At 69.8% G+C, this 13,128-nt stretch carries 12 protein-coding genes; 7 read left to right on the forward strand and 5 right to left on the reverse strand.

The features are described from left to right. Positions 1-58: 58 nt before the first annotated feature. A complete protein-coding gene (locus tag JGU66_04870; GenBank protein ID MBJ6760084.1) occupies positions 59-979 on the reverse strand; it encodes a LysR family transcriptional regulator in 921 nt (306 codons plus the stop codon). A gap of 51 nt (positions 980-1,030) precedes the next feature. Then, on the reverse strand, positions 1,031-1,240 hold the full coding sequence (locus JGU66_04875; GenBank protein ID MBJ6760085.1) for a hypothetical protein: 210 nt from the start codon (positions 1,238-1,240) through the stop codon (positions 1,031-1,033). Positions 1,241-1,458: 218 nt separating this feature from the next. Here JGU66_04875 and JGU66_04880 point away from each other — a divergent pair, with 218 nt between their 5' ends. Genes JGU66_04880 through JGU66_04890 form a run of 3 tightly spaced genes read left to right on the forward strand, consistent with a single transcriptional unit; the run spans position 1,459 to position 4,960 of the window. Further along, positions 1,459-2,766, forward strand: a complete 1,308-nt coding sequence (locus JGU66_04880; protein ID MBJ6760086.1) for a glycosyltransferase — start codon at positions 1,459-1,461, stop codon at positions 2,764-2,766. A gap of 59 nt (positions 2,767-2,825) precedes the next feature. After that, positions 2,826-4,148, forward strand: a complete 1,323-nt coding sequence (locus tag JGU66_04885; GenBank protein MBJ6760087.1) for a nodulation protein NfeD — start codon at positions 2,826-2,828, stop codon at positions 4,146-4,148. Next, positions 4,145-4,960, forward strand: a complete 816-nt coding sequence (locus JGU66_04890; GenBank protein ID MBJ6760088.1) for a slipin family protein — start codon at positions 4,145-4,147, stop codon at positions 4,958-4,960. The genes JGU66_04885 and JGU66_04890 overlap by 4 nt, the downstream gene beginning before the upstream one ends. Here JGU66_04890 and JGU66_04895 read toward each other — a convergent pair. Then, positions 4,926-5,423, reverse strand: coding sequence for a DUF2721 domain-containing protein (locus JGU66_04895; protein ID MBJ6760089.1), 498 nt, complete (start codon positions 5,421-5,423; stop codon positions 4,926-4,928). The two genes, JGU66_04890 and JGU66_04895, sit on opposite strands and share 35 nt — an antisense overlap. 116 nt (positions 5,424-5,539) lie before the next feature. On the opposite strand from JGU66_04895, the gene JGU66_04900 reads away from it, so the two are divergent. The 4 genes from JGU66_04900 to JGU66_04915 all read left to right on the forward strand — a co-directional run bounded on the left by JGU66_04900 (position 5,540) and on the right by JGU66_04915 (position 10,538). After that, positions 5,540-6,043 carry a MerR family transcriptional regulator gene (locus JGU66_04900; protein ID MBJ6760090.1) on the forward strand — a complete coding sequence of 168 codons (504 nt, stop codon included), beginning with the start codon at positions 5,540-5,542 and terminating at the stop codon, positions 6,041-6,043. Continuing rightward, positions 6,040-8,643: a VWA domain-containing protein gene (locus tag JGU66_04905; GenBank protein ID MBJ6760091.1), complete on the forward strand. Its 2,604-nt coding sequence runs from the start codon at positions 6,040-6,042 to the stop codon at positions 8,641-8,643. The genes JGU66_04900 and JGU66_04905 overlap by 4 nt, the downstream gene beginning before the upstream one ends. Positions 8,644-9,015: 372 nt before the next feature. Next, positions 9,016-9,840 (forward strand): histidine kinase, encoded by an 825-nt coding sequence (locus JGU66_04910; protein MBJ6760092.1) that lies wholly within the window; start codon positions 9,016-9,018, stop codon positions 9,838-9,840. Continuing rightward, the gene (locus JGU66_04915) at positions 9,837-10,538 is read left to right on the forward strand and encodes a response regulator transcription factor (GenBank protein MBJ6760093.1); all 702 of its coding nucleotides are present in this window, start codon (positions 9,837-9,839) and stop codon (positions 10,536-10,538) included. Before JGU66_04910 ends, JGU66_04915 begins: the two co-directional genes overlap by 4 nt. 18 nt (positions 10,539-10,556) lie before the next feature. Here the strand turns inward: JGU66_04915 and JGU66_04920 are convergent, their stop codons facing one another. Then, complete coding sequence (locus JGU66_04920; protein ID MBJ6760094.1) at positions 10,557-11,924, reverse strand: beta-lactamase family protein; 1,368 nt, start codon at positions 11,922-11,924, stop codon at positions 10,557-10,559. Positions 11,925-12,062: 138 nt separating this feature from the next. Continuing rightward, the gene (locus JGU66_04925) at positions 12,063-13,079 is read right to left on the reverse strand and encodes an alcohol dehydrogenase catalytic domain-containing protein (GenBank protein ID MBJ6760095.1); all 1,017 of its coding nucleotides are present in this window, start codon (positions 13,077-13,079) and stop codon (positions 12,063-12,065) included. Between the last annotated feature and the right edge of the window lie 49 nt (positions 13,080-13,128).

Below are 13,128 nucleotides of genomic sequence, written 5' to 3' on the forward strand. Positions count from 1 at the left end.
AGGTATAGCCACCCGGACGGCCAACGAAAATCCGGCAGAATCCGACGGAATCGTCGTTTTATCGCCGTTTGCCCAAACGATGACGCAGCCCGTCCAAGACGGCGCGCGCACCAGGGCCGAGCCCTCCCACGGGCCACAGCGCCACGACCTCCACCGCCTGCGGCTCCTCCTCGCGCAGCGGCCACACGCGCAGGTCCGGGGGAAACGGCTGGAGCAGGCGCATGTCCGGGGCGATGGCGCAGGCGCGGTAGGCGCGCAAGAGCTCGTAGAGGTGGAGGAAGCTCTCCACCCGCGCCACCTCCTCCACCGTCACGCCTTGCGAGGCGAAGCGCACGCTGTTCGCCCCGCCGTACGGATCATCCCTCAACCAGTCCACGAAGGGCTGGCCCCGCAGGTCGCGGGGATGGAGCGCGCGGCGCGAGGCGGCGGTGGTGGCCAGTCCACACTCGGGCCCCGCGATGACCACGAAGGTCATCCGCAGGAGCGACTCGGACTCCACGCCCTCATGGGGTGGCAGGGGCGTGAAGTCCAGGGCGAGATCGAGCTGACGCGTCTGCACCTGGCGCACCAGTTCGTGCGGCCCACCGAAGCTCACCACCAGCTTGAGGCCCTGGCTGGCCGTGTCGTGCGCCAGGCCCCCCAGCAGCGCCCCGGAGAGCGTGGGGTTGAGGCCCAGCCGCAGCGAGGGCTCGGCGCTGGCCAGGTCCTTCAGCCGCTTCATGTCGAGCTGATGCAGCGGCGTCTGCGTGCCCGCGAAGAGGCGCTCTCCGCGCGCGGTGAGCTGCAGCCGCCGGCCCGGGCCTCGCTCCAACAGCGCCTCACCGTCCGCGAGGGCCTCCTCCAGCGCGCGGATGTGCTCGCTCACCACCGAGCGGGCCACGCCCAGGTGCTCGGCCGCCGCGTCGATGCTGCCGGCCTCCACGGCCGCGGCGAAGGACTCCAGCCAGACGAGGTGTCGCAGCAGCTTGCGCGGAGGCATGGGGACATCCTCCCCTTCCCTCGCGCTCGCGGGAAGCGGCTGCGTCAGTCGTCACTGCGGCTTGGGCGGGCCGCTGCCTCCGTCCGAGGGGAAGGGCGCGGCGGGCCCGGGAGGCGTGTCCGGCACGTTCTGGACGGGCTCGCGCACGGTGTCGGGTCCCTCCAGCGGCTCCTGGTTCTGCGTGCCCGGTGGCTGGGTGGTCTTGCAGGCCAGCGGCGACACGGCCAGACACAAGGCGACGAGGAGCACGGCGCGACGCATGGAGCCTCCCGCTTCGGATGGTGGGGACGCTAGGGAGCGAGGCGCCCCCCGGCAACGCGCCCGGGGCGCCAACGTCCACCACTGGATGCCCGCGCTCGCGACCATCCCCTCTCTCCGTCCGTCGCCCACCCGCCCGTCACGGTGGCGCTTCGGAAGTCTCCGCGCCGCGTGTGCACCGTTGCCTCGAACCGGAAGCGGCACCAGGAGGCAGCCTCGCCATGCTGGACCTCGTCGATGTCGGAAAGCGCTCGCTGGAGGCGTATCGCGGCGTCGCGCCCGATGCCCAGCTCGATGAGCTGCACCGGCTGGCGGGACGGCTGCGTGGCGCCCGGTGCCTGCACGTCAACGCCACGCCGTATGGCGGAGGCGTATCGGAAATCCTCCGCTCGCTCGTGCCGCTCTACAACGACCTGGGGCTGGTGGCGGATTGGAAGATCATCCGCGGCGACGAGGCGTTCTTCCAGGTCACCAAGCGCATCCACAACGGACTGCAAGGCAGCCCCGGGGAGCTGACCGAGGCGGAGAAGGCCACCTTCCTGGGCAACTCGCAGATCAACGCCGGCTACTGCGACGGCGACTACGACTTCATCATCATCCACGACCCGCAGCCGGCCGCGCTCGCCGCGCTGTGTCCTCGCGCCAACGCGCGCTGGCTGTGGCGCTGTCACATCGACACCTCGCATCCCAATCCCTTCTTCTGGGAGTTCCTCGAGCCGTTCCTGCGCGCCTACGACGCCGCCATCTTCACGCTCCCGGACTTCATCCCGCCCCAGCTCCCCATCTCCCGCGTGCTGCTGCACCCACCGGCCATCGACCCCTTCAGCCCGAAGAACCAGCCCCTGCCCGTCCAGCTCGCGCAGCACGTATTGGAATGGATTGGCGTGCGGCTCAGCCGGCCCCTCATCACGCAGGTCAGCCGCTTCGACCCGTGGAAGGATCCGCTCGGCGTCATCGCCGCGTACCGGCGCGTGCGGCCGCATGTCCCCGACCTCCAGCTCGCCCTCGCGGGCTCGCTTGCCCTGGACGACCCGGAGGCCTGGGAGGTCTACGAGGAGATCCGCGCCGTCACGGCGGGGGACCCGCTCATCCACGTCCTCACCAACCTGGTCGGCGTGGGCAACATCGAGGTCAATGCCTTTCAATCCCTCTCCAACGTCGTCGTGCAGAAGTCGCTGCGCGAGGGCTTCGGGCTCGTCGTGTCCGAGGCGCTGTGGAAAGGCACGCCCGTCGTGGGAGGCCGCGCGGGCGGCATTCCCATGCAGCTCCCGGATGACATCGGCGGCGTGCTGGTGGACACCGTCGACGAGTGCGCCGAGGCCGTGCTCCGCCTCCTGCGCCAACCCGACGAGGCCCGCATCCTGGGCGGGCGGGGCCGAGAGCATGTGCGCGAGCACTTCCTCATGTCGCGGCTCCTGCTCGATGACCTGCGCTTGCTCGACGACCTCATCCACCAGCGTCCACTCTCGCCTCGCGACATCGTCCCCGCGACGCCCATTGCGAACACCCCCACGGAGGCACACCCATGAGCCTCCGCCGGCATGGCGTGCTCGCCCCTCGGTCGTCGCTCCGGGTCGGCGTCCTCCTCATGCTGGGGCTGATGGGTCTCGCGCTCCTCGCGCCCTCGGCACCTCGGGCCCAGCCGGAGACGCGAGCGGCTCCGCCCGTGGTCCGGTGTGATTGGGAGGGCGTGGTGGACACGGGCGCCGGGGCGTACCTGTCCGACTGCGTGAAGCGCGCCGAGGCCGTGGGCGCCACCGCGTTGCTCGTGCGACTGGACACGCCCGGAGGCGCGCTGGATGCCACGCGCGACATCGTGCGCGCCTTCCTGGAGTCGAACGTCCCCGTGCTCGTCTGGGTGGGACCGGCCGGCGCGCGCGCCAGCAGCGCGGGCCTCTTCATCACGCTCGCCTCGCACCTGGCGGGCATGGCCCCGGGTACTCGCGTGGGCGCCGCGCATCCACTCCTCGGCATCAAGGGTGAGGACCCGGAGCAGGTGGTCGGAGCCCAGCTCGCTCGCAAGTGGGAGAACGATGCCGCCGCTTTCGCCTCGGGGCTCGCGCGTGAGCGCGGTCGCAATGCCGCGTGGGCGGCCTCGGCCGTGCGCGACAGCGCCAGCCTTCCCGCCGATGGCGCCGTGGCCCAACGCGTGGTCGAGTTCGAGTCACCCACCGCGGCCGCGTTCCTCGCCCAGGTCGATGGCCGCTCCGTGCGCGTCGCGAGTGGAGACACCGTGCGGCTCGCCACGCGGGACGCGCGCGTCGTCACGCTGTCGCCCGGCATCTCCCGGCAGGTGGTCCACGCGCTTGCCCGCCCCGTGGTCATCTATCTCTTGTTCCTGGTCGCGGCGCTCGGGCTGGTGGCGGAGCTGTCACATCCTGGCTCCTTCGCGCCAGGCCTCGCGGGCGTCGTCGCGCTCGTGCTCGCGCTGATGGCGGCGTCGGCCCTGCCGGTGCGTGCCGGAGCGTTGGCGTTGATGCTCGTGGGCCTGGGCCTGCTCATCGCGGAGCTGTTCGTCACCAGCGGGCTGCTCGGCGCCTCGGGCGCGGCGCTGCTCGCGCTGGGGGGCTTGTTGCTCGTGGACCGCGTCGCGCCGGGTTGGTTCATCGACCCGTCGTTCCGCGTGTCGTGGGCGGTGGCCATTCCCTCCGCCGTGGTGCTCGCCGCGGGCGCGGTGTTCCTCGCCTTCCGAGGCGCCCAGACGCGCCGCCTGCCTCAACGCGCGGGCGACGCGGGGCTCGTGGGCGAGCGCGGCACCACCCTGGCGCCCGTGAGCCCGGACGGCGGCGAGGTCTTCGTCCATGGCGAGCGCTGGCGCGCCATCTCATCCGAGCCCCTGCGCACCGGAACCCGCGTGGTGGTGCGCGCCGTCCAGGGCCTGACTCTCACCGTCGCGGAGGCGCCGTCATGAACGAACTGGCCGGTGCCCTGGGGACACTCATCCCCCTGGGCCTGCTCTTCCTGCTGTTCCTCTCCGGCGTCCGCATCGTCAACGAGTACCAGAACGGCGTCGTGTTCCGGCTCGGGCGCTACGTGGGCCTCAAGCGCGCGGGCTTCCGCTGGCTCATCCCCTTCATCGAGCGCATGGTCATCATCGACCTGCGCACCGTCGCGCGAGACGTGCCGCCCCAGGACGTCATCACCCGCGACAACGTGAGCGTGAAGGTCAGCGCCGTCGTCTACTTCCGCGTCATCCACGCGGAGAAGGCCGTCCTCCAGGTGGAGGACTATCTCTACGCGACGAGCCAGCTCGCGCAGACCACGCTGCGCGCCATCCTGGGACAGGTGGAGCTGGATGAGCTGCTGTCCCAGCGGGACCGCGTCAACCGCGAGCTGCAGAAGGTGCTCGACGCGCACACCGACCCGTGGGGCATCAAGATCTCCAACGTGGAGGTGAAGCACATCGACCTGCCCGCGGAGATGCAGCGCGCCATCGCTCGCCAGGCGGAAGCCGAGCGCGAGCGCCGCGCGAAGATCATCGCCGCCGAGGGCGAACATCAGGCCGCCGAGCGACTCGCGCAGGCCGCCGACGTGCTCAGCCGCAACCCCGCCTCCCTCCAGCTGCGCTATCTGCAGACGCTGGTGGAGATCACCGGCGGCGGCAACCACACCATCCTGCCCATCCCGCTCGAGCTGCTGAACGCGCTGGGCACCGCGGTGGAGCGCCGCGCACGCGAGGACGGCCCCGTCACTGCCGAGGCGGCTCCTCCAGCGCCTCATTGAGCATCTCCAACTGCTCCAGGCGGATGGCCCGCCGCCCGAGCCGCAGGGACGCCAGCGCGAACACCGCCACCCCCCCGAGCAGGCCCACGCCCACGGAGAACGTCAGCACCGGCATGACCTCCGGGACGTTCACGTCGGCGCGCTTGAGCAGGTACAAGAGCGACGTGGCCACGAAGGACAACAGCGCCGCATAGGTGCAGTTCATCCCCATCGCGAGGATGCCGTGGCGCCGGTCCAGGATGGCCACCTCCTCGCGCAACAACTGACGGCGAGGATGCCCCTCCGGCAGCGAGCGCCACTCCCGCGCCATGTCTCGGATGCGCGCCGTCATCCGCGCGATCTGATTGTCCAACCCCGTCGCCAGGATGCCGCAACCCGACACCATCACCGCCGGCGTCACCGCCGCGCCAATCAGCCGCAGCGACGCCAGGTCCATCAACTCGACCGCCGTGCTTCCCGCCATGTCTCCCTCTGTCCCACCCCGCCCCGGGCCCTCGCAAGTCCTCGACTCGCCACCATTTATGGCGAGTTGACACTGTCGTCTTGACAGTCGAACTGTCGAGTCTTACTGTCTGGGGTGTGAGCACGCGCAAGACACAGACAGAGTGGAAGCTGGCGGAGCTGGCCGAGGCGGCGGAGGTCTCGCCGCGCACGGTCCGCTACTACGTCCAGCGCGGGCTGCTCTCCGCGCCGCCCTTCCGAGGGCCGGACACGGTGTACACGGAGGAGCACCTGGTGCGGCTCAAGGCCATCCGGGTGTTGCAGGCGCGCTTCCTTCCGTTGGACGCCATCCAGGCGGAGCTGACGCGGCTGACGCCCGAGGCGCTGCGGACGCTGTCGGAGTCGGACGCGACGACCACGCCACCGCACGTGCCGGCCTCGCATCCGATGACGGGCGCGTCCAAGCCGCACGCGCCACCGCGCCGGGGAGACCGGAAGGACGAGGGCGTGCGTTACCAGCGCTGGGAACTCGCGCCCGGGCTGGAGCTGCAGCTGGCGGACGGAGCGGAGCCAGGAGTTCGGGCGCTCGCGGAGCGGGTGCGCGCCTTCATCGAAGAGTCCCAGGAAAGGGAGAAGCCATGAACGAGCAGTGTGGATGCGGGCTGTTCACGCGCGACGGGGCGCAGGTTCCACTTCAGGGCGTCGAGGTGACGGGAGAGCTGCTCGGAGGCCATGCGCGGGTGCGCGTGCGCCAGCGCTACCTCAACACGGAGTCGCGGCCGGTGGAGGCCGTGTACACGTTCCCGCTGCCCTCCGAGGGCACGCTCACCGCCTTCTCCATGACGTGCGCCGGGCGCCGCGTGGAGGGCATCGTGAAGGAGCGCGAGGAAGCGTTCCGCGCCTATGACTCGGCCATCACCTCCGGGCACGGCGCGGCGCTGCTGGACGAGGAGCGCCCCAACGTCTTCACCGCGCAGGTGGGCAACCTGCTCCCCGGCGAGGAGACGGTGGTGGAGGTGGAGTTCCTTCAGGCCATCACCGCGGAGGAGGGCAGCGTGCGGTGGATGCTGCCCACGCTGGTGGCGCCTCGCTACATCCCCGGCGGACCCCAGGGCCACCGCACCGCGCATGGCGTGGCCGACCCCACGGTCCGCGTGCCGGACGCGGATCGCATCACGCCGCCCGTGGGCGACGCCCGCTATGGCCTGAAGCTGGACCTGCTCGTCGACGTGGGCTCCGAGGTCGTGGTGGAGAGCCCCTCGCACCAGCTGGCGCTCACCCGCGAGGGGACTCGCGTGCGCGTGGGCTTCTCGCAGGGCGAGGTGGCGTTGGACCGCGACTTCGTGCTGACGCTGCGCCACCCGGATTCGAACGCGATGCTCACGCCCGTCGTCGCGCACCGCTCGGGCACGGGCCCCGGCACGTTCGCGCTCACGGTGGTGCCGGACCTGCTCACGCTCGCCGCCGCGCCGCCGCGCCAGGAGGTGGTGTTCCTGGTGGACACCTCCGGCTCCATGGATGGTGAGAGCCTGCCCCAGGCCCAGGCCGCGCTGCGGCTGTGCCTGCGCCACCTGCGCGAGGGTGACCGCTTCAACGTCATCGCGTTCCAGAGCAGCTTCCGTGGCTTCAAGCCCGAGCCCGTGCCCTTCACCCAGCGCACGCTGGAGGAGGCGGACGCGTGGGTCGCCAAGCTGCACGCGGACGGTGGCACCGAGCTGCTCGCGCCCATGGTGGCGGCGACGAAGGCCGTGCCGGACGGCGTGGTGGTGCTGCTCACCGACGGACAGGTGGGCAACGAGGCGGAGATCCTCAACGCCGTGCTGAGCGCGCGGAAGACGGCGCGGGTGTACTCGTTTGGCATTGGCACCAACGTGAGCGATGTGTTGCTGCGCGACCTCGCGCGCCAGACGGGCGGCGCGGTGGAGTTCATCCATCCGGGCGAGCGCATCGACGACAAGGTGGTGGCGCAGTTCGCCAAGGCGCTCGCGCCGCGCGTGACGGACCTGGAGGTGCAGTTCGATGGCGTGCAGGCCAACGAGCTGTCTCCCACGGACCTGCCCCCGCTCGTGGATGGCGTGCCCTGGACGCTGTTCGGCCGCTACGACGCGCCGGGCCTCGGCTCGGTGCGAATCAAGGGGCGCTCGGGCCGCGAGAGCTTCTCGCTCACCGTGCGCTTGGACCTGCCGGCCACGTCCGACCGTCCGGCGGTGGAGAAGTTGTGGGCCGCCGAGCGCATCCGCGGTTGGGATGCGGCGGTGCTCACCGGCCGGCGCGCCCAGGCGATGAAGGAGCGCATCGTCCAGCTCGCGCTCGCGCACCAGATTGTCACGCGCCACACCTCGTTCGTGGTGGTGGAGGAGCGCGTGGGCGCGCGGCTCTCCACCGCGCAGCCCGAGACGCGCGTCGTCCCGGTGCACGCACCGGCCGGCTGGGCCATGTTCGGCGCGAAGAAGGACGAGGCCGCCGATGGAGGCCCTGGCATGGCGGTGGGCGGTGGCGGAAGCATGCGCAACCGAGGCGCCGTCTCCGGAGGTCCGCCGTCGGTCGCGATCGCCGCGGGCCCACCCCGCATGTCCTCCCCCATCACGGGCAGCTTCGCCGCGGTGCCTCCTCCTCCGAGCGCACCCGCGCCCGCGCCCATGATGGACGCGATGGAGATGGAGCGCGCCGCGCCCATGCGCAAGGAGCTCGAGGAGGCGCGCCGTGCGCCCAAGCTGCTCTCCAAGAAGAAGGGCGGTCCGCCGCCTGGAGCGCTCGCGCAGGACAAGGCCGCGTGGCCCGCGCCGATGGAGGTGGCGCCGTCCGATGACGACGCCTTCTCCGAGCCGATGGAGTCGCTGGCGCAGGGCGAGGGCGGAGAAGACGGGGTCGTCGCGCTGCTCGGGCGACAGCTCGCCAATGGCCTGTGGGCCGGAACCGGCACGGGCGCGGAGCCCGTGCGTCAGGCCCGCGCCACCGCGCTGGTGCTCCTGGAGCTGCTGCGCCAGGGCGTCACCAGTGGCCACGCGCTGCACGGCGCGCAGGTGAAGAAGGCGGTGGACGCGCTGCTCGCGCTCGTCGCGCAGCTCAGCGGTGAGCCCGCGGTGGCGGAACTCGCGCTGGGTGTCGCCTGGCTGGTGGCCGCGGGTCCGCGCACGCGAGGCCGCATCGAGCAGGCCGCGAAGCCGCTCAGCGGCCTCTCCGGCCGGATGGGCAACGAGGTGGCCCTGCGCGAGCACGTGGACGCGCTCTCCACGCGCTAGGTCCTGTCGACAGGGTCCCGCGGTGAAGCGTGGAGACCCGCGAGAGAAGACAGAGCAAGTCGTGGCTGGGGCAGCAGTCCCCAGCCGCGATGCGTCGAGGCCGCGCTTGAGCCATAGTGCACGGCTGAAGTTGAGCGACGGAGCCGGTGGGTGTTGTCAGCGAAAACAGCGAAGTTCTGGCTCCTCCAGGGTCTGGGCTGGTTGCCCTACACGCTCTTGCAGCTCTTGTTTCGAGCAGACGACCCGCCTCACTTTCGCTTCGAGCACGGCCTCTTCGCCGCAAGCCTCACGCTGCTGGCCTTGCTCGGCAGCCTGGCGCTGCGCGCTGTCTATCGAAGGAGCGGGGCACGCCCGGGGGGTGAGCTGAGAGGGTTGGCGCTCGTCCTGGGCGCCAGCCTGATGGTCGCGCTCGCCGTGGACCTGGGGCATCACGCCCTGCTGTGGATGCTGGCCCGGCTGCAAGAGCGCTTCATCCCGCTGGCGGATGAGCAGCCCCTGTTCTCCCGAGCGCCCCTCCTGGTCATCACCTACCTCGCCTGGAGCCTCCTCTATCTGGCGCTGAGCCGTCAGGAGCGGCTGGCGCATGCGGTGTTGGCCCAGCAAGAGCTGGCCTTTGCCCTGCGCGAGGCGGAGCTGCAAAGCCTGCTCACGCAGTTGAGTCCCCACTTTCTCTTCAATGCCATCAACAACATTCGCGCGCTCATCCTGAAAGACGCCGAATCCGCCCGTCAGATGCTCGGCAAGTTCGCGGACCTGTTGCGCTATCGGATCGACGGCAACAAGGCCGCCTTGGTCACGGTCGCCGACGAACTGGCGGTGGTGCACGACTACCTGGACCTGATGCGCCTCCAGCTGGGCAAGCGCCTGCACTATGAAGAACGCATCGACAGCGCGAGCTTGACCCGGATGACGCCCAAGCTGTCGCTGCAATTGCTCGTGGAGAATGCCGTGAAACACGGCATGAGCAGGACCTCCGCCCCCGGGGCGTTGCACTTGGAGGTCGACGCGGACGACACCTCTCTGCGCATGGTGGTCCGCAATACCGGCAGGCTCGGCGACACCAGCTCAGCGCCGGGCATGGGCTTGACCAACCTCAAGAAACGGCTGGCCCTGGCCTTTGGTGACGCGGCCCGCTTCTCCCTGCAGCAAGAGGGAGAGTGCGTCACGGCCCGAATCCACATTGAGAGCGCATCGTGATTCGCACGCTGATCGTCGAAGATTCAGAACTGGCCCGGTTCGAGCTGGAACACCAACTGCGCGCACACCCGCAGATCCAACTCGTTGGCCAGGCGGACGACATCGACAGCGCCGAGGCCCTGATTGAGGCCTCGGCTCCCGACCTGATTCTTCTGGATATCGACCTGCCCGGAGGCAACGCGTTTCAATTGCTGGAGCGGTTGGAGCACATCCCGCCCATCATCTTCACCACGGCGTTCGAGCAGTACGCCTTGGCCGCCTTCGAGTTCAACACGGTGGACTATCTGCTCAAGCCCATCAAACCGGAGCGCCTGGCCAAGGCCTTGGCGAGGGTGCCCGCCGAGCCCGTGCGGCAAGCCACGCTCACTCCGGAGAATCAAATCTTCGTCAAGGACGGCGAGCGCTGCTTCCTGGTCAAGCTCAAGGACATCCGCTGCCTTGAAGCCGTGGGAAACTACACCCAGCTGTACTTCGGAACGAACTCCCCGCTCCTCTACCGCTCGCTGAACAAGATCGAGGAACGGCTGGACCCCAACGTGTTCTTCCGCGCCAGCCGTCAACACCTCGTCAACCTGGGCTACGTAGAACACGTCGAGCCCTGGTCGAATGGTGGACTGCGACTCACACTGCGCGGCGGCCAGGAGATCGACGTCTCCCGCCGCCAGAGTGGCCTCCTGAAACAGTTGCTCAGCCTGTGAGCGGCCCCATGCGCCCGGTCACCGCGTCTTGACGCCCACGCTGTCGCCGGCGAGGCGGTCGTGCAGGGTCATCACGCGCTTCCCGTCCGCACCTTCGCTGAAGGTGACGTGGTTGAAGCCCTCCGCGAAGAAGTAGCGACCGTCCACGCTCTGGAGCAGTTCCACTGGCTCGCTGCCGACGCGCTGGGAGTAGAGCTTTCCCTCGCGGGCCAGGACTTCACGCACCACGCCCTGTCCAAAGTCATACGCCCCCAGCCACTCATCCGCGTGCGGATGCGGCGTGGGCAGCTTGTTGTACGGCTTTCCCAAGGCGATGGCCGCCAACTCCACCGCGAGGTCGCTGGGGTCCAGGAACTCGGCATTCGTCAGGATCGCGACATACACACGCTGCTCGGGGATGCGCAGGACATAGGCGTTGTAGCCATCAATGAACCCGCTGTGCTCGAAGCTCGGCACCCCTTGCACCTCCGCGGTGAACCAGCCGAAGCCGTAGGGCTGTTTCGTGCCATCCACCAGCACCGCCTGGCTGAACGCCTGGGCCAGCAGGCGCTGGCTCACCAGCGTGTCCGAGTAGAGCGCCAGGTCCCACCGGTTCAAGTCGTCGACCGTGCTCACCAGGCCGCCGGCGCCCTGCGGCTGGCTCATGCTGATGAAGTCCGCGTTCATCAACTGCCCCTCTCGCTTCTGATACCCCTGGGCGCGACCCGGGATGAGCGCGAGGTGGCTGCCGTAGCGCGTCTGCTTCATGCCCAGTGGCGCGAAGATGGCTCGCTGCATGTAGTCCGCGTAGGACTGCTGACTGGCCAGCTCAATCAACCGGGTGAGCAGGATGTAGTTGGAGTTGCTGTAGCTGAAGCGCGTGCCTGGCTCGAACTCCAGGGGCAGGTCCTTGAAGAAGGCCAGCAGCTCATCCAGCGAGGCATCCTTGCGCCGGGCCGCGCGCGACTCCGGGATGCGGCTGATGTTCTTCACGCCCGAGGTATGGGTCAGCAGTTGGCGAACCGTGACAGCCGCCAGGGGTCCGGTTGCCCCCGAGAAGGTCGCGCCTATCGGCGCATCCAGTGACAGCTTGCCCGCCTCCACCAACTGGAGCACCGCCACCGCGGTGAACTGCTTGCTGACCGAGGCCAGCCGCAACACGCTGTCTGGCCGCATCGCCACCTGGTTCTCCACGTCCGAGAGACCGTAGGCCTTGCGCAAGAGGACCTCGCTTCCCTTGCGGACCAGCACGACTCCACCCGGCCCTGAGGGCGAGAAGACGGGCTGTGCGGCCCGCTCCAGCCGCGCCACGACGGCGGAAGCAGGCTTGCCTTGCGCCACCAGCGGGGCCACCGTGGCGAGCAGGACGATGAGCCCCATCACTCTCAGGGGTTGGGATGTGTTCAAGGCGTTCTCCAGGTGGGGGTTCCTGGAGGCAAGCTACGGTCCGCGGCCCTCCCGCCCCAGACAGTTAGGATGAGCGGTCGGGACGCTGTTTGAGCGGCGAGGCTCGCGTGGCGGACGGCGCGAGCGCGAGCGAATGGCTCAGCGCATCTTCAGCACCACTCGGAAGCGGGCATGGTTGCTCATCATCCGGTCGAAGGCCTCGCCCGCGCGCTCCAGGGGAAACACCTCGTTCATCGAGCGCACCCCCGTGAGCGCGCTGAAGTCCATGGTGTCCTGCGAGTCCTGGGGAACGCCGCTGGGCCACCCCTGGACGCGCTGGCGCTTCGCGATGAGCTGCAGGCTCGTGACGGGAATGGGCTCGGCGCCCGCGCCCAGCAAGAGCAGGACGCCGTCGCGGCCCAGGCCGCCAATCAGGTCCGCCGCCAGGCGACTGCTCGACGCGGTCATCATGATGACGCGCGCGCCGCCCAGGGCCTGGAGCGCCTTGGCCACCTCGACCTTTTCCGTGTCGATGTAGTCATGGGCGCCCAGCTCCAGCGCGAGCTTCCGCTTGTCCTCTCCGCGCGAGATGGCCACGGTGCGGTAGCCCAGCTTGCGCGCGAACTGGATGGCCAGGTGCCCCAGGCCCCCAATGCCTTGCACCGCCACCAGCGAGCCCGGCTTCGCGCCCATGTTCCGCAAGGAGTTGAACGTCGTCACGCCCGCGCACAAGAGCGGCGCGGCGTCCTCGGGCTTCATGCCGTCCGGGACGCGGGCCAGGGCCTCCTGGGGCGCGAGCATGTACTCGGCGTAGCCGCCGTCGTAGCTGATGCCGCAGACTTGCTGGAAGTCACAGGTGACGAAGTCACCCACGCGGCACGCGGGGCACTGGCCGCAGTGGCCGCCGTGCCAGCCCACGCCCACGTGCTGGCCCACCTTCCACGCCGTCACCCCGGGCCCCGCCTTGTCGATGCGGCCCACCACTTCATGGCCGGGCACCCGTGGGTACTTCACGGGCATCCACCCCTCCTTGGTAATCGCGTCGCTGTGACAGACGCCGCACGCGTCCACGGCGATGAGCACCTGCCCGGGACCAGGCTCGGGGACGTCCTGCTCCACGACCTCGAGCGGGCCCTTCGCCTGCTTCACCTGCACCGCCTTCATCTTCCTGGCCATCGCGCCCTCCCCCGTGGGTGTGAAGAACGCGGATGAATATGGACAGGCC

It is taken from the genome of Myxococcaceae bacterium JPH2 (assembly GCA_016458225.1).
Lineage (GTDB): Bacteria > Myxococcota > Myxococcia > Myxococcales > Myxococcaceae > Citreicoccus.